18 protein-coding genes are annotated in these 20930 nt (G+C 72.5%); 9 read left to right on the forward strand and 9 right to left on the reverse strand.

Features of this window, described 5'->3' with window-relative positions:
* Positions 1-131 precede the first annotated feature (131 nt).
* The 3 genes from DB32_RS22655 to DB32_RS22665 form a co-directional block, all read right to left on the reverse strand.
* Positions 132-1223, reverse strand: a complete 1092-nt coding sequence (locus DB32_RS22655; RefSeq protein ID WP_053238913.1) for a 5-(carboxyamino)imidazole ribonucleotide synthase — start codon at positions 1221-1223, stop codon at positions 132-134.
* An 8-nt stretch (positions 1224-1231) separates the two neighbouring features.
* Positions 1232-1738: a 5-(carboxyamino)imidazole ribonucleotide mutase gene (purE, locus tag DB32_RS22660; protein WP_420820900.1), complete on the reverse strand. Its 507-nt coding sequence runs from the start codon at positions 1736-1738 to the stop codon at positions 1232-1234.
* A 92-nt stretch (positions 1739-1830) separates the two neighbouring features.
* Positions 1831-3204, reverse strand: a complete 1374-nt coding sequence (locus DB32_RS22665) for an alkaline phosphatase PhoX (RefSeq protein WP_083457642.1) — start codon at positions 3202-3204, stop codon at positions 1831-1833.
* Between the two features lie 98 nt (positions 3205-3302).
* Between DB32_RS22665 and DB32_RS22670 the strand changes: the two genes are divergently transcribed.
* The 3 genes from DB32_RS22670 (at position 3303) to DB32_RS22680 (ending at position 6636) form a co-directional block, all read left to right on the forward strand.
* Positions 3303-4994 carry a hypothetical protein gene (locus DB32_RS22670; RefSeq protein WP_053234728.1) on the forward strand — a complete coding sequence of 564 codons (1692 nt, stop codon included), beginning with the start codon at positions 3303-3305 and terminating at the stop codon, positions 4992-4994.
* Positions 4995-5227: 233 nt separating this feature from the next.
* Positions 5228-5719, forward strand: a complete 492-nt coding sequence (locus DB32_RS22675; protein ID WP_053238916.1) for a VOC family protein — start codon at positions 5228-5230, stop codon at positions 5717-5719.
* Between the two features lie 152 nt (positions 5720-5871).
* Entirely contained in the window at positions 5872-6636 is a 765-nt protein-coding gene (locus tag DB32_RS22680) for a DUF1963 domain-containing protein (protein ID WP_083458547.1), read from the forward strand.
* Positions 6637-6666: 30 nt separating this feature from the next.
* Here the strand turns inward: DB32_RS22680 and DB32_RS22685 are convergent, their stop codons facing one another.
* Entirely contained in the window at positions 6667-8757 is a 2091-nt protein-coding gene (locus DB32_RS22685) for a dickkopf-related protein (RefSeq protein ID WP_053234730.1), read from the reverse strand.
* A 224-nt stretch (positions 8758-8981) separates the two neighbouring features.
* Here DB32_RS22685 and DB32_RS22690 point away from each other — a divergent pair, with 224 nt between their 5' ends.
* A complete protein-coding gene (locus tag DB32_RS22690; RefSeq protein WP_083457644.1) occupies positions 8982-11216 on the forward strand; it encodes an ArnT family glycosyltransferase in 2235 nt (744 codons plus the stop codon).
* Positions 11213-11926: a hypothetical protein gene (locus tag DB32_RS22695; RefSeq protein ID WP_053234732.1), complete on the forward strand. Its 714-nt coding sequence runs from the start codon at positions 11213-11215 to the stop codon at positions 11924-11926. The genes DB32_RS22690 and DB32_RS22695 overlap by 4 nt, the downstream gene beginning before the upstream one ends.
* 18 nt (positions 11927-11944) lie before the next feature.
* On the opposite strand, the gene DB32_RS22700 is transcribed toward DB32_RS22695, so the two are convergent.
* A complete protein-coding gene (locus DB32_RS22700; RefSeq protein WP_157069293.1) occupies positions 11945-12505 on the reverse strand; it encodes a hypothetical protein in 561 nt (186 codons plus the stop codon).
* 72 nt (positions 12506-12577) lie between these two features.
* Between DB32_RS22700 and DB32_RS22705 the strand changes: the two genes are divergently transcribed.
* Positions 12578-13063: a GNAT family N-acetyltransferase gene (locus DB32_RS22705; protein WP_053234734.1), complete on the forward strand. Its 486-nt coding sequence runs from the start codon at positions 12578-12580 to the stop codon at positions 13061-13063.
* A 41-nt stretch (positions 13064-13104) separates the two neighbouring features.
* Here the strand turns inward: DB32_RS22705 and DB32_RS22710 are convergent, their stop codons facing one another.
* On the reverse strand, positions 13105-13404 hold the full coding sequence (locus DB32_RS22710; RefSeq protein WP_083457645.1) for a PepSY domain-containing protein: 300 nt from the start codon (positions 13402-13404) through the stop codon (positions 13105-13107).
* A 121-nt stretch (positions 13405-13525) separates the two neighbouring features.
* Here DB32_RS22710 and DB32_RS22715 point away from each other — a divergent pair, with 121 nt between their 5' ends.
* Together DB32_RS22715 and DB32_RS22720 are read left to right on the forward strand one after the other, a co-directional pair.
* Positions 13526-14185: a response regulator transcription factor gene (locus tag DB32_RS22715; RefSeq protein ID WP_053234736.1), complete on the forward strand. Its 660-nt coding sequence runs from the start codon at positions 13526-13528 to the stop codon at positions 14183-14185.
* 1 nt (position 14186) lies between these two features.
* Entirely contained in the window at positions 14187-15509 is a 1323-nt protein-coding gene (locus tag DB32_RS22720; RefSeq protein WP_053234737.1) for a sensor histidine kinase, read from the forward strand.
* Positions 15510-15516: 7 nt separating this feature from the next.
* On the opposite strand, the gene DB32_RS46965 is transcribed toward DB32_RS22720, so the two are convergent.
* From DB32_RS46965 to queE, 3 genes are read right to left on the reverse strand one after another with little or no spacing between them, the layout of a single operon-like run.
* The gene (locus tag DB32_RS46965) at positions 15517-17964 is read right to left on the reverse strand and encodes a hypothetical protein (protein WP_053234738.1); all 2448 of its coding nucleotides are present in this window, start codon (positions 17962-17964) and stop codon (positions 15517-15519) included.
* Positions 17965-18015: 51 nt separating this feature from the next.
* Complete coding sequence (queD, locus tag DB32_RS22730; RefSeq protein WP_053234739.1) at positions 18016-18372, reverse strand: 6-carboxytetrahydropterin synthase QueD; 357 nt, start codon at positions 18370-18372, stop codon at positions 18016-18018.
* The gene (gene queE / locus DB32_RS22735) at positions 18372-19025 is read right to left on the reverse strand and encodes a 7-carboxy-7-deazaguanine synthase (protein ID WP_053238917.1); all 654 of its coding nucleotides are present in this window, start codon (positions 19023-19025) and stop codon (positions 18372-18374) included. The genes queD and queE overlap by 1 nt, the downstream gene beginning before the upstream one ends.
* Positions 19026-19257: 232 nt before the next feature.
* On the opposite strand from queE, the gene DB32_RS22740 reads away from it, so the two are divergent.
* Positions 19258-20874, forward strand: coding sequence for a DUF7507 domain-containing protein (locus tag DB32_RS22740; protein WP_157069294.1), 1617 nt, complete (start codon positions 19258-19260; stop codon positions 20872-20874).
* The last annotated feature ends 56 nt before the right edge of the window (positions 20875-20930 follow it).

Here is a 20930-nt window from a genome sequence, read left to right on the forward strand (position 1 = left end):
TAGCACCTCTCCGGAACTTCGTTCCGGTGATTTCCCCCTCGTGCTGCCGACCGGACGTTCGATACGGAACGAGCGACCCGTCGGCAGCCGAGGTGTGACCGGAGCTGCGCTCCGCGGCACGCGCGATTCTGTCAGAGCGCGTCGACGACGCGGAGAACCTCGGCCAGACGCGCGTCGCGGCCCGCCTCGTCGTCCGCACGCACGGTCACGTGACCGACCTTCCGGCCCGGGCGCGGCTCCTTGCCGTACAGGTGCAGGTGCGCGCCGTCGATCGCGAGGATGGACGCGGGCTCGGGCAGCGCGCCGACGAGGTTCACCATCGCGGCGTGGCCGTGCAGCGCGGTCGAGCCGAGCGGCAGCCCCGCGACCGCGCGCAGGTGGCTCTCGAACTGGCTCGTCTCCGCGGCCTCGATCGTGTGGTGACCGGTGTTGTGGACGCGCGGCGCCATCTCGTTCGCGAGCAGTCGATCGCCCGCCTGGAACAGCTCGAGCGCGAGCACGCCGACGTAGTCGAGCGACTCGAGGATCGCGCGCAGGTACGCGCGCGCCGTCTCCTCGATCGCGATGGTCGCGCGCGCGGGCGCGATGCTCACGCGGAGGATCCCGTCGCGGTGCACGTTCTCGGCGAGCGGATAGAACGCGATCGATCCGTCCGCGCCGCGCACGCCGAGCTGCGAGACCTCGCGCTCGAACGCGACGAAGCCCTCGAGGATCGAGGGGCGCGCGCCGAGCGCGGTGAACGCGCCATCGACGTCCTGCATCGTCCGCAGCACGCGCTGGCCCTTGCCGTCGTAGCCCATCGTGCGCGTCTTGAGCACCGCGGGCAGGCCGATCGTCGCGACCGCGGCGCGCAGATCGTCCTCGGAGTCGATCGCCGCGAAGGGCGGCGTGTCGATGCCGAGCTCGCGGAAGAGCGTCTTCTCCTCGATGCGATCGGCCGCGACGCGCAGCGCGTCGATCGAAGGGCGCAGCGGCACCTTCGCGCCCACGCGACGCACCGCCTCGAGCGGCACGTTCTCGAACTCGTAGGTCGCGACGTCGATGCGCGACGCGAATTCGTCGAGCGCCGCGGGATCGTCCCACGCGCCGATCACGTGCTCGCCCACCGCGCACGCGGGCTCGTCGGGCTGCTGCGCGTACGCGACGCAGCGCACGCCCATCGGGTGCCCCGCGAGCGCGAGCATGCGACCGAGCTGACCAGCGCCGAGCACTCCGACGCGCATCGTGCGGCTCATTCTTCGCGAGGATCGGGCTTCGCGAGCACGTCCTCGGTCTGCTTCGCGCGGAAGCGGAGCACCGCCTCGCGGATCGGGCGGTGCTCGGCGGCGAGCATCTGCGCGGCGAAGAGCCCCGCGTTGGTCGCGCCCGCCTTGCCGATCGCGAGCGTGCCGACCGGGATCCCCGCGGGCATCTGCACGATCGAGAGCAGCGAGTCCATACCGGAGAGCGTCTTGCTCTGCACCGGCACGCCGAGCACCGGTACGTGCGTCTTCGACGAGAGCATGCCCGGCAGGTGCGCCGCGCCGCCCGCGCCCGCGATGATGACGCGCAGGCCGCGCGGCTCCGCGCTCGACGCGTACTCGAAGAGGAGGTCCGGCGTGCGATGCGCGGACACGACGCGCACCTCGTGGGGCACCCCGAGCTGCTCGAGGATCTCGACCGCGTGGCGCATCGTCTCCCAGTCGGAGCGCGAGCCCATCACCACGCCCACGAGCGGCTTCAACGAGGTCTCTGCCACGGTGTCCCCGGAAAAGAGGCCGGGATGGTAGCGGGGAAATCCGAGCCGTAAAGGGCGGCCGCCCGAAAAGTCGGGCCGTGGCCCAGCGGGCGTCAGGCGTGCGCGAACGGACCCGTGATCGCGAGGGTGAGCCCGTCGGTCTGGAGGCTCACGAACATCGCGCGCCCGTCGGGCGAGAAGCACACGCCCGCGAGCTCCGAGCGGCTCAGCGTGTTGCGCGCGAAGTCGAACACGCGTCCGTCGGTGCCGATCGCGCGCACGTAGTTGCGATCGCGGCCGTCCTCGCAGAAGAACACGACGCCGTTCGGCGCGACGACGAGGTTGTCGGGCATGTCGAAGTCCGCGCTGCCCTCGCTCTGCGCGAGGAGGAGGAGCTCGCCTCCGTCGCCCTCGGGCTCGACGCGGAAGAGCTGACCGTTCGCGTCGGGCCCGCCCGCCGAGGCGGCGAACACGACGGCGCCGCGCTGCGGATCGAACGCCATGCCCTCGCCCCGCACGAACGAGGCGGCACCGTCCTGCTGCGCGAGGTGGCGCAGCACGTCGTCGCCGGGATCGGGATCACGCACGGGCACCCACGCGATCTCGAGGCGCTCACCGGCGCGGAGACCGGTGCCGGTGCGGGCGCGCGGGCGGCCGCGGATCGCGAGCGCCTGGAGCTCGCCGTCGAACGGGCGCGCGGGATCGTGCGGCACGAAGCGATAGAGGCACGAGTCCTCGCGATCCTCGGTGAGGTACGCGATCGACGTGCGCGGATCGACGCACGCGGCCTCGTGACGGAAGCGGCCGTAGCCGCGGATCGGCTGGGGCGCTGCGATGCGCGCGGCGGTGGGATCGCACGCGAACACGAGGCCGTGGCGCGCGTCGTAGTCCTCTTCGCAGCTGAGCCAGCCCCACGGGCTCGGGCCGCCCGCGCAGTTGAGCGTGGTGCCGCCGAGCACGAGGTTCGTCGAGCGCACCTCGAGCGTCGCAGGGTCGAGCACCACGCGCGTCACGCCGCCCATGCCCTCCTGCGAGTACGACTCGGGCGCGACGCCGTCGGTCCACGGTCCGAGCAGCCCGACGTGCGCGGGGTTCTCGTGGTTGCGCAGCAGCGCGAGCGATCCGTCGGGGAGCGTGAAGCACGCCATTCCGTCGGGGCGTGCCGGGACGCGCAGTCCGTCGCTCATCGTCGTGCCGGTGCGCGAGATCACGCGGTACGAGAAGCCCTCCGGCAGATCGAGCCGGCCCTCGGGGTCGGGACGCAGCGGGCCGTAGGGCCCCGGACGCCACGGGCGCGCTTCGTCGCGCGCGCCGAACGTCTGCACCAGCGGGAACCCCGCCGCGAGCGCCGCCGCGGCGCCGCCCGCGTACAGGAAGCTGCGCCGACCGAGGAGGCCACGACGATCCGCGCCGGCGGCGTCGTCCGCTGCCGCGGTGCACGCGTCGACCGGACTGCGCTCCGCGGGACTGCTGCGAGGAGCTCGCATCGGACGGACCAGAATGGTCCCCGAGGCGTGCCCTGGCCAGTGCTCGATGGGCACCGCCGCGTGACAGGGTCGGGCCACGTGCGCTACGACGCGCGACGTTGGCGACGCACGGCAACGGGAAGAGCGCGGGGGTGTGGCTCGAGCGCGCGCGGGCGTGGGCGCGAGAGCACGGCATCGCGGCGATCGTGCTCGGCGTCGCGGCAATCGCCCTCACGATGCCGCTCGCCACGGTGCGCTGGCTGCCCTTCGTCGACTACCCGCAGCACCTCGGCACCATCGCGGCGATCCACGGTCAGGGCGACGCGATCTTCGATCGCTTCTTCGTCGTCGAGTACGCGCGCAGCCAGTACCTGCTGCTCTACGTGCTCGGCGACTGGCTCGCGTCGATCTTCGGCGTCGATGGCGCGGGGCGCGCGACGGCGATCCTCTCGATCGCGACGCTGCCGCTCGCCGTGGGCTGGTACCTGCGCGTGCACGGTCGGCCCGCGATGCTCGGCGCGCTCGCGGCGCCCATCGCGATGCACGCCTACGTGTTCTGGGGGTTCCTCAACTACGCAGCGGGCATGGTGCTCGCGATCGTCGCGCTCGGGACGCACGCGCGGCTCGTGCAGCGGCCCGATGCGCGACGCGCGATGTGGCTCGCGCTCGCGGCGCTCGCGACGTTCTACGCGCACGCGCAGCTCTACGCGTGGATGGGCCTCGCGTGCATCGTGCAGCTCGTCGCGATGGCGCCCGCGGTGGGGCGCGCGCGCGCGGTGCGGGCGCTCGTCGGATCGATCGTGGCCGCGCTGCCGAGCGTGATCGCGATGGCGTGGTGGCTGCGCCAGTCGGGCGTGATCGAGCGGGGCGAAGCGGGCTCGCGCAGCGGGCACGCGGCGGAGGTCGCGGCACAGGGCGCGGCGCCGATCTTCACGCCGGTCGCGGACACCGTGCGCGCTTGGCTCGGGCACTCGTTCGACGTCTACCGCGACGGCAGCGGCGTGACGCTCGCGGTCGCGTTCTTCGCGGGCGTTCTCGTCGTGATCGCGCTGCGCGGAGGCCGCGACGCGGTGGTGGTCCCCGCGAGCGTCGAGGGCACGACGACGAGCGGTCCGTGGTGGCGGCGGATCATCGCGTCGTCGCCCGAGTGGCCGATGCCGCGCACGGTCGCGCCCGAGCTCGTGCTGCTGCTGACGTTCGCGCTCTATCTGTTCGCGCCGTTCTCGTACCGGCTGATCGAGCCGATCAACCATCGCTTCCTTCCGCTCGCGCTCGCGCTGCTGCCAGTGCTCGGACCGCGCGGTGCGCTGCCGATGCGCGCGAGCCTCGTCGTCGCGCCCGCGCTGATGGCGCTCGCGATCGCGACCGGTCAGGTGCACGCGAAGCGCTTCGGCGAGACCGATCGCGAGATGGGCGAGCTCTCCGCGGCGCTCGAGCACACCGAGCCCGGTGGGCGCTTGCTCGGGCTGATCTTCGATCCGCAGAGCGAGGTCGTGCCGCTGCCGATCTACCTGCACGCGCACCAGTACTTCCAGGCGCGCGTCGGTGGGCTCGCGTGCTTCTCGTTCGTCGAGTTCCCGAAGTCGCCGGTGCAGTACGCGGAAGGCGCGGCGCCGCCGCCCTTCCCTCCGCGCTTCGAGTGGACGCCGCAGCGCTACGACCACGCGGTGTGGGGTGAGTCGTTCGACTACTGGCTCGTGCGTCACGAGTCGGGGCGCGACGCGCCGCGCTCGATCTTCCGTGGCGCAGCGAGCCCGCCGGAGGCGGTGTTCGAGAGCGATCGCTGGACGCTCTTCGCGCGACCGCGGTAGCTCGGCGCGCCCAGACGTGTGCTCGGACGGCGTCAGGTCCTCGTCCTGGCCGACGGGGCGAGCGGCGGCGAACTCGATCCTCCGACGGGATGGTCTGTCGCGGCGGACACGGTCCGGATCGAGCCGCGCTGATCGGCGCCGAAAAAAAGATCGCGGCGGTGTCGGGCCGGGCGCATCTCGTTCGTCGTTCCATCGAGCGCCACGCGCGCACGACCGACGAGAGGGACACACCGATGACCGCGAAGAAGCAGAAGATCTACACGCACCTCTGGTACGCGAAGGACGCGGAGGGAGCCGCGCGGCACTATGCCTCGATCTTCCCCGATTCCCGCGTCGATCGCGTCACGCCGCTGCCGGCGGAGTCGCCGAGCGGGCCTCCGGGCTCGGTCAGCATCGTCGACTTCACGCTGTTCGGGGAGCGCTTCCAGGCGATGACCGCCGGACCGCACCACGACTTCAACGACGCGATCTCGCTCGTCGTCGAGTGCGACAGCCAGGCCGAGCTCGATCGCTACTGGAACGCGCTGCTCGAGGGCGGCGGCCGGCCGCAGGCGTGCGGCTGGCTCACCGATCGCTACGGGGTCCGCTGGCAGATCGTGCCGGCCGTGCTCGACCAGCTGATGCGCGACGACGACCCGGCGCGCGCGAAGCGCGTCGCCGACGCGATGCTGAAGATGGTGAAGCTCGACATCGCGACGCTCGAGCGCGCCTACCGCGCGGAGTGAACGACACCCGACGCGCGAGGCCGTCGATCGACCTCGCGCGTCACGCACTGCGCCGCGCAATCGTCTAGCAGGCGACGCGTCTGTCACGAGCGCCACCGCCCTCAACGTGCGTGTCGCTCGCGTCGACCTATGCTCCGGCACACGTGAACGACATGACCCTGGAAGAGCTCTTGACGCGCGTCGAACGAACGCGCCTCCGAGCACACACGGAGTGGTTCCGACGCTGGCACCGGCCCGCCATCGCGATCACCACGACGACCGAGGAGATCCGATTGGGCGCGAGTCGTTTTGGAGGCGTTCCCGATCTTCCCGTCGACGTCGAATGGCCGCGACACGACAAGGGTCCCTATCGATTCCTCGCGCAGATCGATCTCGCCGACCTGCCGTCTCGCCGCGCATCGTTCGCCGAACCGTGGCGGGATGTCCTACCGAGCGACGGCGTGCTCTCGCTCTTCGTGGCTGACGACCCGACGCGTGAGATGGACCCTCGCGGTGAGATCTTCTGGGGTGATCCGCGATACGCGGTCGCGCTCCTCTCAGCAGCGCACGTCGAGAGCAGTCCGCGTCAACCGCCGCCCGAAGTCGACTTCGGTGCTCCCGCGGCGATCGCGTTCACTCCGACCATCGATATTCCTCGCGACGAATATCAGGTTCGAGACTGGCCTTTCACCACTGACGAGCACGAGACGTACGATGTCCTGCGCGCGACTCTCCATGGTCGCGACTATCTCTTCGGATATCCGCAACATTGCACGCTCGCGTACGACCCGACTCCGACAGGCCAGATTCCGCTGCTCTCGCTGGGATCCGATGACGAGCGCGCGTGGTACTGGCACGACGGTGACTGCTTGATGCTCTTTCTCGAGCCCGGGCGTGCACACCCGGGCGCGATCTCGCTCGGCTCGGATGCAGGGTGAATCTCGAGCCGGAGTGCGCCGCGCGTCGGCTCAGACCGGCGGCTCGATGCACACGTTGCCGATGCACGTCGCGCCGTCGCAGCAGTCTTCGTCGCTGCCGCACGTCATCCCGCCGCGACGGCACTCCGTCTCCGGCGGCGGCACGCACACGGGCGCGCCGTCGGGGCCCTCTTCGCACGTCTCGGAGCAGCACTCCGCGCTCGTCGCGCACGAGCTCCCGGTCACGCGGCACGGCTCCGGCGCCCAGTACGCCGCGATGTTGTGCACGCCCGTGCTCTGCCCGGGCAGCCAGTACGGCACCAACGACGGATCGCTGCCGGCGGGCGCGGTCGCGTCGATCGCCGCGACCCAGAGCTGGCGCAGACCGCGCCCCTGCGTGCCCGCGATCGTGTTGCCGTAGTCGCGACGCGAGTAGAACGCGACCCAGTAGTAGCGCGCGCCCTCACGCTCGTCGGTGACGTACGGCGCGAACGTCGGGAAGTACGAGCTCGCGCCCGTCGGTCCGCCGTTCAGCGTGTCGAGGCGCACGAGGTTCGTGCCGTCGGGCGCGATGCGATAGAGCGCGCCCGCGGGCACGTCGTGCGTGCCGGGCACGAAGCTGAACGTGCGCGGCCCGTGCTGGAAGACGAGCACCTGCGCGTCGGGCGACCACACCGGGTGCGAGTCCGCGGTGCCTCCCTCGGGCGCGCCGGCGAGCGTGCTGCCCTCGTGGATCTTCGTCGGCGCGCCGAACGCGAGGGGCGCCGTCGAGGTGCGCGGCATCACGTACACGTCGCCGTCGATCGGGTGCGAGTCGGGCGCGACCGCGACCTCGCCCATGAACGCGATGCGATCGCCTTCACCGGGCGACCACGACGGGAAGCTCGTCCCCGCGCCCGGCAGACCCGCCGCGCCGACCGACGTGCCCGTCGAGGCATCGACGATCACCATCGGGCCGCTCCAGCCCGCCGATCCGATCAGCATCGTGCCCGTCGGATCGTAGGTGCCCATCGTGATCGGAGCCGCAACCGGCGAGTTGCGCGTCGGCGCGGGGTCTGCGCCGAGCGGCGTCGTGAGATCGAACTGCATCCCGGCGTTGTCGCCCTCGCGCACGCCCCACAGCCAGCGCCCGTCGCGCGACACCGTGTGGCACGCGATGCAGCGGCCGCCGCTCGGCGCCGGCGCCGGCGCGGGCACGACGACGGCGCGCGCCGCGCTCACCGGGTCGATGGACTCGGTGCGGCCCGCGCTGAGATCCCAGAAGTACACGCGGCCGAACAAGCTGCCGCGCGCGAGGCGCATCGAGCGCGGCGCGGCACCCGCGACCACGCGCGACGTCGCGCTCTCGAGCCGATCGATCTCGATGCGCACGTCGTCGTCCGCATCGCTCTCCGCGATCGCGCGCCACGCGTCGCGATCGACGAGCCACGCATGGCGGAACGCGTCGCCGGCGTGCGCGAGGTACGCGATGATCGTCGCGTGGGGCTTGGTCAGGCGCACCCGGAACACGTCGCCCGCGGCGCCCACCGGCTGCCACTGCACGTCGGGCGGCGCGACGTTCTGGGGCATCACCGCGCCCTCGAGCGGATAGACGATCGTCGCCGCGCTCGGATCGCCCGCGACCGGCGCGCCGAAGCGGCCCGGCGTGGTCGCGGGATCGACGCCCTCGCCGAACACGCTGCGCTCGACGACGATCTCGAGGGTCGCGTTCGCGCTCAGCACGTCGCTGCCGCTCGCGAGGCGCGCGTTCACCGTGACCACGCCGCCCGCGACGCCGCTCGCGGTGAAGGTGCCGGTGCTGGCGATCGCGCCGAGCCGCATGCTGCCCGTCGACCAATACGCCGTCGCGGTCGCGTCGTGCTCGGTGCCGTCGTTGCGCGTCGCGATCAGCCGGAACGACTGCGTCGCGGGCGCGTCGTCGATCGACGTGATCGTCGCGGTAGCGGGCTCGACGCGCACCGACGCGAGCGCGCGCGGATCACTCGCGTCGCCCACGGCGCCGTCACCCCGGACGCGACAGACACCGTCGACGCACGACTCGCCGGCGCGACACTCGCCGCTGCTCGAGCACGTGCCGCTCATCGTGCCGTTGCAGCCTGCGATCGCGACGAGCGCGATCGAGATCGAAAGGAAGCGATGCATGCGCGGTCTCCTCGATCGCCGCGCACAGCAAGCTCCGATCCCAGCGCGGATCCCACACGATCCGACGTCGCGCGCGCGCATCGTGGCCGCTTCCGACACGACGCCCAGGGTCTGCCGGCCCGAGCAGCGGGCACGCGCGTCCCCGGCGACTCGCGACCGCAGCAGCCGCATCGGCGACCCCGTGTGGTACACCCGGCCGGCCCTGCTCGCGCGGGGCTCCGCGCATGCGCCGAACTCCCGCCCTCGCCCTCCTCGCTCGGCTCGCGCCGTTGCTCCTCGCCGCGGCCGCGCTGGCGTCGATCGCAGGTGCGCTGTCGATCTTCGATGCGGTCACCCGACCGACGCGCGCCAACGGCTTCGAGCGCCTCTCGAGCGGCGGCTCGCAGTGCGACTTCGACGATCCCGCGTGGGCGCGCAACGCGGTGCGCTCGTTCGACGTCGAGCCCTTCGCGCCCGAGCAGGAGCACCCCGAGCAGTGCGTGTCGTGGCGCGCGTGGTGGGCCGTCGCGCGACCGACTCGCCTGGAGCTCGAGATCGAGTCCGACGACGACGGCTTCGTGCTCCTCGACGAGCGTCGGTTCGTCGATCATCCGGGCGCCCACGCGCGCAGCACGCGCGGCGAGACCCGCGAGATCGATCCCGGCGTGCACCGCGTCGAGGTGCGCTGGATCAACCGCGGCGGCGGCGGGTACCTGCGGGTGCGCATGCAGGATCGTCGCGACCCGTACATGGCGGGCGTGCTCCCGCTCGATCGCGACGCGTTCTTCGTGAGCCGCTTCGACGCGGAGCGCGCGCTCGAGTCGGGATCGCTCACGCGGCGCGCGCCCGAGCGTGCGCGCGACTTCGCGCTGCTCCTCGCGCTCGGCGGGCTCTTCGGGTGGCTCGCGATCCGCGCGTGGCGGCGTCGTGGCGAGAGCCCGCTGCGGCGCTTCGCGGTGATCGACGTCGCGATGGGCGTGGGCGTCACGCTGCTCGCGGTGCTGGTGCGATCGACGCGCATCGCCGACACCGATCTCGCCTGGGACGAGCTCTGGTACTGGAACGCGGGCGAGCAGCAGGTGCGCAACGCGCTGCTCGGCGACTGGAGCGCGGAAGCGTTCCGCTTCAACCACGAGCACCCGCCGATCACGAAGTGGATCTACGGGCTCGGCGGGGCGCTCGGCGGGGTCGACGGAGCGCGGCACGTGGGCGCCGTGCTCAGCGCGGTGTCGGTCGGCCTCGTCTACGCGATCGGCCGCGTGCTCTTCGATCGTCGCGCGGGCATCGCGGCGGCGCTGCTGATGGTCTCGATGCCGCACGTCGTCGCGCACGGGCGGCTCGTGGGGCACGAGACGATCGTCGTGTTCTTCTGGTGCGCGACGCTGCTCGCGCTCGCGGTGTGGCTGCGCAGCGTGCGCTTCGGCGCGAGCTACCGCGATCGCCTGGTGCACGGCGACTCGCTCGCTGCGTTCGTCGGCGGGCTGCTGTTCTTCCCGGGCCTGCTCTCGCGGCTGACGTTCCTGTGGATCACGATCCCGATCACGTGGGCGCTCGTCTGGGCGCGACGTCGCGAGATCGCGCGCGGCACGTGGCCGATCCCGATCGCGGCGTTGATCGGCGGCGCGATCGGCCTCGGGATCAGCATCGCGCTCTGGCCGTGGATCCACACCGATCCCGCGGGCCATCTGCGCCAGACGTTCGGGCACTGGGGCGGTCGCCTGCCCACCGAGTACTTCCTCGGCGAGCGCATCGTCGGGCCGCCCTTCTCGTACTACCCGGTGCTCTTCGTCGTCACGACGCCGCTGCTCGTCGTGATCACCGGCGCGATCGGGATCGTGATCGGCGTGCGACGAAAGGCGTGGCGCGCGGCGAGCGTGCTCGTCCTGATCGCGCTGCTCGCGCCGTTCCTCCAGGGGCTCTCGTCGTTCCGACAGGACCTCGCGCGCTACGTCGTGCAGTGCTGGCCCATGCTCGCGCTCTTCGGCGGCGTCGCGCTCTCGCGCGCCGGGGCCGCGCTCGCGTCGCGCATCGGGCGCGCGTCGCGCGCGACCCCCGCGCTCGCGCTCGCGCCGGCCGCGGCGATGGCGCTCTACGGCTTCGTCGAGCTGCGCTCGGTCGAGCCCTTCCCGCTCGACTACTACTCCGAGCTCGTCGGCGGGCCCGGCGGCGTCGCGGAGCGCCAGCTCTTCGACGTGTCGTGGTGGGCCGAGGGCGCGGGCCACGCGGTCGCGTGGCTCAACGAGCACGCGCGCGAGGGCACGCGGGTGCGCATCGACACGTCGAACTGGGACGTGCGGCCGCGCCTGCGCGACGATCTCGTCGAGGTGCCGTTCCGCTCGCGCGTGCCCGCGGAGTACGTCGTCACGAACTATCACCTGTACGGCGATCCTCCGCCGCCGGGCTGCGAGCGCGTCCACCACGTGGACGTACGCGGCGCGCCGCTCGCGAGCGTGTGGGAGTGCGAGCTCGAGGGACGATGAGCGGACGTGTCGTGATCGTGGTGGCCCTCGCGCTGTGCGCGGGGTGCGAGGTCTCCTTCTTCGGCGGCGAGCCGGTGCGCTTCGGCGGCAGCGACACCGGCGGCATCGCCGCGGGCGCGGAGGCGCGACCGTGCGGCGAGCCCGACGATGCGCGCGCGGCGCGCACCAACGAGGACGGCTGCAGCGAGCGATGCCGCATCGAGCCGGGCGCGACCGAGATCACGTGCGACGCCGTGACGCTCGGCGCGCCGCGCGAGAACGTCGCGACGCTCGATCTCGGATCGAGCGACGGCGTCGTGATCACCCTCGAGATCTGCAATCCGACGGGCACCGTGCTGCAGATCTCCGACTCGCCGACGGCCGACGCCGACGGTGGCGATGCGGGCTCGAGCTCGCACGACGCCGACGTGATGCTGGTCGACACCACGCTCACGGTGCGCGCGAGCCAGAGCGCGCGCGTCGATCCGTCGAGCGCGCGCAACTTCGTGCCCGCGAGCGGATGCCACGAGCGCACGATCGTGATCGCGGATCAGATCGTCTATCTCGTCGAGGCGGACGCCGGGCTCTGCGGGACGGGCACGCTGCGCATCAACCCGCCGACCGACGACGAAGGCGCGCCCGACGCGAAGTGGTACCTCGCGCTCGGCGGCACGGTCGACGGCGCGCAGTCCGGCAGCGGCGTGCGCGGCGCGACGCTGTGCTTCTGGTGAGCGTGCTCCTGCTGAGCGTCACCAGCGAACGGTGATCCGCGCGCGCGCGCCGCTCGGATCGAGCTCGATGCTCGCGTCGCCGGTCGCGCCCACCGCGGCGAGGCACGCATCGCAGGTGCCGACCTGCGCCAGCAGGAACGCGGTCTCGCAGAACGCACGCGGCAGGTGCGCGTAGTCGAGGTGGATCCCGTCGTCGATCTTCGTCGCGGTGAGCTCGCCCGCGCCGCGCGTCACGAGCTCCCAGACGCGCGGCGCGCGACGGATCAGGGACTCGGGCCGACGGCCGTCGATCGAGAGCGCGGCGCTCACGATCGGCCGCATCAAGGGCGCGCGCATCGACTCGGTCGTCAGGTCCGCCCAGAACACGCGCGCGCGATCCGGACCGAGCCCGCGCACGATCGCGCGGCACACGTCCGCGTGCAGCTCGGCGGAGACCCACCCGAGGATCCCGGTCTCGCGCAGCGGCGCGCGCACCACCTCCAGCTCGCGCAGCGCTCGCTCGCGCTCGCCGCCCGTGAGCCCGCGCTTCGCGCGGGACACGGCGACCTTCGACCAGCTCGCGCGCACTTCGGCGGGCATCGAGATCGGAAAGATCGTGCGCCCGCGCGGGATCGGCAAGCGAAAGGCGGGCGCGCTATCACTCACCGCACGATGAGCGCACCGACGATCCGCACCATCGAGCCGCGCGACGACGCGCAGGTGGCGAGCGTCATCCGCAGCGTCATGCCGGAGTTCGGCGCCGACGGTCCGGGGTTCGCGATCCACGACCCCGAGGTCTCGTTCATGTCGCGCGCGTACGCGCGGCCGCGCTGCGTGTACTTCGTCGTCGAGGCGGACGGACGCGTCCTCGGCGGCGGCGGCGTCGCGCCGCTCGACGGAGGCGACGCCGACACCTGCGAGCTGCGCAAGATGTACTTCCTGCCCGAGCTGCGCGGCCGCGGGATCGGGCGCGCGGTGCTCGAGCGCTGCATCGAGGCCGCGCGCGCGATGGGCTATCGCCGGATGTACCTCGAGACACTGACCGGCATGGACGGCGCGATGCGCCTCTACGAGAAGCTCGGGTTCCGCCGCATCGGGTGCAGCCGAGGCGCGACCGGGCACCACGGCTGCGACACGTTCTACGAGCGCGAGCTGTGATGCTACGGAATCCGTAGCGCTACGGATTCCGTAGCAGACGATCAGTCGTCGTCCTGCTCGTCGTCCACCTCGCTGCGGATCACGCGTCCGTCGTTCGCGTCGATCACGAGCTCGTGCTCGCGCCCCTGCGCGTCGCGCAGCTCGACCTCGTAGACGACGCGACCGGCCTCCTCGTCCTGCTCGATCGACTCGACCTGCGCGCCCGGCACGTGCTCGACCGCGATGCGGCGCGCGCCCTCCATCGCGAGTCGCGGCGACGACTGCGCCGCCGCGGCGCCGCCGCCCAGCGCGAATGCGACCATCATCGAGAGCACCACCGCGATCTTCTTCATCCGATTCATCGCGACCTCCTGGCGCCACGATGCGCCGCACGTCCGAACGCCGTCTGAACGCGCGCGCGGATCCGAACGGCAGCTGAACGACCCGCTCGAAACGAGGCGCGGAGAGCGGTAGGACGGAGCGATGCGCGTCCTCGTCGTCGACGACGATCCCGAGCTCCTCGATCTCGTGGTGCGTGCGCTCGAGCGCGACGGTCATCGCGTGCAGGGCGCGCGGTCGTGCGCGGACGCGCGCAGCGCGCTGTCGGCGGGAGGCGCCGACGTGATCGTGCTCGACGTCGAGCTCCCCGACGGCACCGGCGTCGCGCTGTGCCGTGCGCTGCGCGACGAGGGCGAGCGCGTGCCGATCCTGCTGCTCACCGCACACGGCGAGGTCCCGCAGCGCGTCGCCGGGCTCGACGCGGGCGCCGACGACTTCGTCGCGAAGCCCTTCGCGGTCGCCGAGCTCCGTGCGCGGGTGCGCGCGCTCGGCCGGCGCGGTCCGGTCGATCGCGGCGTGGTGCATCGCGCGGGCGGCATCGAGCTCGATCTCGGCGCGCGGCGCGCGCGGCGCGACGGGGCCGAGGTGCCGCTCACCACGCGCGAGTGGGCGATCGTCGAGCTGCTCGCAGGACGTGGCGGGCGCGTCATCGCACGCGGTGAGATCCTCGACGCGGTGTGGGGCGAGATCACCGACGAAGCGAGCGCGAGCCTCGACGTCCTCATCGCGCGCATCCGCCGCAAGCTCGGCGCCGGCGTGATCCGCACGCTGCGCGGCCAGGGCTACGCGCTGGGAGAGACCTGACGTGCGTGGTCCTCGCAGCCTGCGCGCGCGGGTCGCGCTCGCGAGCGCCGGTGCGGCCGCGCTCGCGGGCGCGGTCGCTGCGATCGTCGCGGGGTGGACCGCCGAGGAGCTCGTGCGCGCGCACGACGACGACGCGCTGCTCGCCCACGCGCGGACGCTCGCCGACGAGGTGGACGACGAAGAGCGCGAGGCCGAGGAAGACGGAGAGCGAGCCGAGCTGGACGCGATCCTCGCGGACGAGCTCGACGAGCTGCCGGTGCTGGACGCGCGCGTCGTGGTGCACGACGGCGAAGGACAGGCGCTGGGCGGAGATCGCGACCTGGCCGTGCTCCCGGTCGGTTCGTGCGACGACGCGGGCGCGCTGCGCGCATGCACCGTCGCGCTCGGCGCGCGGCGGCTCACGCTCGCGGCGAGCGAGGGCGCCGCGCGCGATCATCGGTCGCTGCTCGTCATCGCGCTGCTCGCCGGCGCGCTCGTCGGCGCGCTGGCCGGCGGCGTCGCAGCGTCGCGCATCGCGCGCGTCGCGCTCGCACCGCTCGGCGCGCTGCGCGATCGGGTGCGCGCGATCGATCCCGGCGCACCGCGCGTGGATCGCATCGCGACGCCGGAGCACGACGCGGAGCTCGAGGATCTGCGCGCCGCGATCGCCGAGCTGGTGGAGCGGCTCGCGATCGCGCTCACGCAGGCGCGGAGCTTCGCGTCCAACGCGGCGCACGAGCTGCGCACGCCGCTCGCACACGTCGCGGGCGAGCTCGAGCTGCTCACCGAGCGATCCGATCGCGAGGCGCTCGAGCGAACGCGGGCCCAGGTGGCGCGCCTCGTCGAGCTCGTGCAGCGCTTGCTCGTCCTCGCGCGCGCGGAGCCGATCGATCGCGCGCACGCCGAGGCCGTCGATCTGGGTGACGTCGCGCGCGAAGTCGTCGCTCGGGCGGGCGCCCCCTCGCGGGTGCGGCTCGCGCTCGAGGACGACGTGATCGTCGCCGGTGACGCCGCGCTGCTCGAGGCGCTCGTCTCGAACGCGCTCTCGAACGCGCTGAAGTTCTCGGACGATCTCGTCGATCTCGAGGTCTCGCGGGCAGGCGACGAAGCGCGCATCGAGGTGCGAGATCGCGGGCCGGGGATCGCCGACGAGGATCGCGCGCGCGTGTTCGACGCGTTCTATCGGTCGCGCGCCGCGCGCGCGTCGGGCACGCCGGGACACGGCATCGGGCTCGCGCTGATCGCGCACGTCGCGACGGCGCACGGCGGACGCGTCGAGCTCGTGCCCAGCGAGCGCGGCGTGCACCTCCGCGTGCTCCTGCCGCGCTGGAGCCCGCGTCGTTGACGGTCGGTCAGCGCCAGATCGCGTCGAGCGCGACGGTCGCCTGGTGCCTGCGTCCGGTGCTCGGCGTGACCGCGATCTCGAGCCGCGCGGTCTGGCCCACATCGGGCGTCGGGATCACGATTTCGTGCATCGCCGCGTCATCGCGCGCGGGCACCTCGAAGCGGCCGACCTCGCGCTCGTCGACACGCACCACGACGAGCGCGTCACCGCGCAGCCCGTCCGGGACGGCCCAGCGGATCGCGAGCTCGCGCCCGGCGCGCACGTCGTTCCAGATGACGCGCCGCTCCTGTCCCGAGCGACCGGTGGGCACGACCATGAGCTCGCGCGCCTCGCCACCGACGCGCGGCGGATCCGACACTGCGAGCCCGACCATGCCGTAGAGCCCGCTGTCGAAGTGCGAGCACTCCCAGCTCATGTGCTCCCACGCGAGGAAGTCACACGGCACCTCGCCGTGCATCACGACGGCGCGGCGCACGCCCTCGGACGACGCGACGCGGAACGGCTCGCGCGCCTGCACGCCACGACGCACGCCGCCGGTCACGAGCAGCACCACGATCGTCGCGAGCACGAGCGCTCCCGCGCGACGCGCGTCGATCGCGCGCGCTCGATCGGCTGCCCACGTCGCGAACGCATCGGCGCTCACCGCGGCGGGGGCCGCGAGCGCGATCGTCGTGATCGGCGCCCATGCGCCCGCGCGCGGAAGGACCGCGAACAGCGCGAGCGCGAGCAGCGCGAGGCCCGCACGCACGTCGCGTCGCGCGGCCAGCGCGATCCCCGGGATCGCGAGCACGAGCCACGGCGCGAGCAGACGGATCGCCGAAGGCTCGTCGAACGTGCGCGCGAGCATCGTGACCGCCGACGCGCCCTCTCCTTCGCTCGCGGGCGCGACGGCCCACACGATCGCCGCGAGCGCGATCGCGACGCCGCCGATCGCGCGTCGATCCGCGCCCAGCCGCTCGAGGCCGAGCGCGAGCAGCGCGCTCACGATCAGCACCGGCCCGCCGGCGAGGCAGGCCTCGCGCACCTCGGGCACGAGCGCGCACGCACCGACCGCGAACGCGGCGATCGGCGAGGGCACCACGCGCTCGAGCATCCGCGTGACGCGCGCCGCGAGCAGCCCCGCGACGATCACGTGGACCAGCACGACCGCGATCGCCGCGCTCGTGCCCTCGAGCCCGATCGCGCGCGCGACCTCCATCGCGCCTTCGCCCCACGCGCCCGCCCCGAGCGCGCGCGCCTCGGGGCGCGGACCGAACGGAAGCGCGACCAGCGCACCGCCCGCGACCGCGATCGCCGCGACGAGCCCCGCGGTGCGCGGCGCATGCGACACCCGGCGCACCCGCATCGCGATCGTGCGCACGGCGCGCTCGACGACCTCGAGCGTCACCGCGATCGACGGCACCAGCAGCGCGAGCGCGGGCCAGTGGAAGCGATGCCCTTCGTACGCGTACTTCGCGAACACGACGAGGCTCGCGCTCACACCGAGGATCGCGCCGATCGCGTGCAGCGGGCGACGTCGCAGGAGCACGAGCAGACCGGGCACCGCGAGCACCATCGCGGTGAACGTGTGGACCAGGCCGTAGTAGCCGCTCCACATGCGCTCGAACCCCTCGGCGAAGGGCGTCGCGAACGCGTCGAGGTGATCGGCGACGACCGGCCGGCCGCCCTGCGTCACCAGCGTACGGTTGTAGCCCGACCACCAGGGCTTTCCGTACATCCACCAGTTGATCCCGGCGTACGTCAGCAGCGCGATCGTGCCGGCCGCGAGCGAGCGCCGCAGCGTCGTGCCGTCGCGTCGCTCCGCGATCGTCAGCACGAGCGCGGGCATCAGCATCAGCGCGGTGGGCTTGATGATCACGCAGAGCGCGATGCACGCGCCCGCGAGGACGCCGCGCCCCACGAGCACCGCGGCGAGCCCCTGCGCGAACGCCGCGAGCATCAGCACGTCGACGCTGAAGTCGTAGGCCGACTGCAGGATCGCGGTGCCCATCACGAAGAGCGCCACCGCGAGCGCGGCAGGCGCCGGCGGCGCGTACGCGCGCGCGAAGCGGTAGAGGCCGCTCGCGATGAGCGCGAACATCAGGAGGTTCCACGCGAGCGTGCCCGGGAGCCCGACCGCGAAGTACACCGGGCTCGCGATCAGCGGGTGGATCCACGGGTGCTTCGGCCAGTGCTCTCCGCGCGCGCCGAGCGCGACGTTGCTCCAGCCCGGATCGAGATCGCGGTTCCAGCCGAGCGTGCCGGTGTACCAGGACGACGCGAACGCGTGCTGATCGAGCGTGAGGTCCTCGACGATCGTCGTCGCGACGTTCACGTAGAAGCGCCCGTCACGGAAGATCCACGTGTTCGCGTGGAGCTGCGGCATGACGCTCGCGACCGCCGCCGCGAGCGCGAGGACACCGATCGCGATCGCGACGCGTGGGCTGGGATCGCGAGGATGAGGGCGAGCGGTCATGCGCGCAGAGCGCGCGGACCATAACGCGCCGCCCTGACCGGCGCGACCGTCTCAGGCGCCTTCGTAGCGCGCGCCGCTCGTGCAGGTCTCCATCACCTCGACGCGCGCGAGCTGCGGCAGGCGCGGCTTGGTGCGCGCCCAGATCCAGCGCGCGAGCAGCTCGCTCGTCGGGTTCGAGAGACCTTCGATCTCGTTCAGGTAGTAGTGATCGAGCTGCGCGCGCACCGGCTCGAACGCCTCGCGGATCGTGTCGAAGTCGACGACCCAGCCGAGCTGCGGATCGAGCTCGCCGCGCACGGTCAGACGCACGCGGTACGAGTGGCCGTGCAGGCGCGCGCACTTGTGCTCGGGCGGGACGTTCGGCAGTCGGTGCGCGGCCTCGAACGAGAACTCTTTCCAGATCTCCATCACGGGATCCCCAACAGCTTGTGGGTCTGGAGGCTGAGGCTCCAGCGCGGGTGCGCGAGGCAGTGCTCGATCGCGCGCTTCGTGCTCGTGCTCGTGCTCCGCGCGCCCGGTCCGACCAGCGTGCGATCGTCCATCGGCTGCAGGTAGAAGTGCTCGAAGCGCAGCGACTCGAGCGACGCCGGGTCGAGCCCTTCCTGCGGGAAGACGAGCTTCAGCTCGTGCCCCTCGCGCACCACGAGCTCCGAGCCCGCCTTCGGGCTCACGCAGATCCAGTCGATGCCGGGCGGCACCTCGATCGTGCCGTTCGTCTCGATCGCGATCTCGAACCCGCGCGCGTGCAGCGCGCCGATCGCCGCCGCGTCGAGCTGCAGCAGCGGCTCGCCTCCGGTGCACACGACGTACGGCGCGCCGCCGCCCGGCCACTTGGACGCGACCGCGTCGGCGAGCGCATCGGCATCCGCGAAGCGCCCACCGCCGACGCCGTCGATGCCCACGAAGTCGGTGTCGCAGAACTGGCAGACGGCGCGCGCGCGATCCTGCTCGCGGCCCGTCCACAGGTTGCAGCCCGCGAAGCGGCAGAACACGGCGGGACGACCGGCGCGCGCGCCCTCGCCCTGCAGCGTGTAGAAGATCTCCTTGACCGAGTAGGCCATCGCGGGGCGGAGGGTGTAGCGCCGCGCGCCACCGGGCGCGAGGGGCCTGCTCACGGCGAGCACACGGTCGGATTCGCCGCTCCGCGAGCCTTCACCGCGCGACGTTGTGGGGCATCGAGGAGCGTCGATGAGGTCGTGTGCGCACTCGCGCGACGTAGCGCAGGGCCACGCGGCGAGTCGGACGATCACTTCTTCCTTCGACGGGGAGCTCGAAACGAGTGGAGGGCTACAGATGGACAAGCGAAGGGGGAGGCGGGCGCGCTCGATGGCGCTCGCGGGGTGCATGCTCGCGCTCGCCGCGTGCAGCGCGGCCGAGCCGGCACCGGTCGGTGTCGCCGTCGAGTCGGTGCACGACGAGGGGCTCTTCGAGCTCGATCGCAACGCCGTCGGCGGCGCGGAGGACGGCGACGACTGGGACGACGTCAACCTCCCGCTGCCCGGCGGCGACGGGGGCGACGCGTTCGATCACACGGGCGTGCTCCCCGACGGCAGCGGTCAGACGATCTTCCGCGGCGGCGGGAGCAAGGACGACCTCGACATCACGGGATGGCGTCATCGCGCGAGCGGTCCGGTGCCCGACAAGGACGACATCACGAACGCCTACGCCGCGGCTTACATCGACGAGGACTCGGGCGACACGATCCTCTACTTCGGCATGGACCGCGTCGACACCGCGGGCGACGCGAACATGGGCTTCTGGTTCTTCCAGCAGAGCGTGACCGCGAACGCCGACGGCACGTTCGACGGCGAGCACACGGTGGGCGACCTGCTCGTGCAGATCGACTACTCGAACGGCGGCACGGTGCCCAACGTGCGCGTGCTCGTGTGGGTCGGCACCGGAGGCGAGATCAACGGCACGCTCGACGTGTTCTTCGAGGGCAGCGCCGACTGCCTGAGCCCGTCGCAGGACACCGTCTGCGCCACCACGAACGTCGTGGAGGCCGCCTCGCCGTGGACGTACGTCCAGAAGGGCGAGACCGCCGACGGCCCGTTCCCGCCGCTCTCGTTCGTCGAAGGCGGCGTCAACATCAGCGAGGTGTTCGCGGGCGCGGAGAACGGCGCGCCCTGCTTCTCGTCGTTCATGGCGACGACGCGCGCGTCGACCAGCGTCGACGCGGTGCTCAAGGACTGGGTCCTCGGCGCGTTCGAGGCGTGCGGCATCGAGATCACGAAGACGTGCGATCAGGGCCGCCTCAACGAGGCGGGCACCGGGTTCGTCTTCGACTACCACATCACCGTCACGAACATCGGCGGCGGCCTGCTGCACGACGTGACGATCACGGACGACCTCGCGGGCACCACCACGACGCTCGAAGATCCGCTCGGCGCGACCCCGGTCACGATCGACGGCTCGTTCGAGAGCGCGGAGAACGGCCCCTTCACGAACACGGCGAGCGTGACGGCCGCGGCGGTGCCGGGAGGTGAGGTCGTCGCGGAGGACGAGACGAGCGACGTCTGCGAAGCGGCGGACACCAACCCCGCGGTCACCGTGAGCAAGGTGTGCGAGCCGCGGCTCGCGGAGATCGGCGGTCAGGTGGTCGTGCTGATCGATGGCTCGGGTCAGGTCTGCAACACGGGCGACGTCCCGCTCGCGGGCATCACGGTCACGGACGACTGCGGGAGCGGGCCTTCGCAGACCGACACGATCGCGTCGCTCGCCGTCGGTGCGTGCGCCGACTGGGAGGTCACCTGCACGCCGAGCGAGTCGAACGCCGACCCCGAGCTGGCGGAGTTCTCGGACACCGCGAGCGTGACCGCGACGCCGACCGTCGGCGACACGACGCCGGTCACCGACTCGAGCGACCTCGCGACGTGCGCGCTCTGCCCGGAGCCGACGACGCCGGGCTGAGGACGCGGTGATGCGATCGGAGGGCGGGAGTGCTCGCGCGCTCCGGCCCTTCGTCG

The organism is Sandaracinus amylolyticus (genome assembly GCF_000737325.1).
Taxonomy (GTDB): Bacteria; Myxococcota_A; Polyangia; order Polyangiales; family Sandaracinaceae; genus Sandaracinus; species Sandaracinus amylolyticus.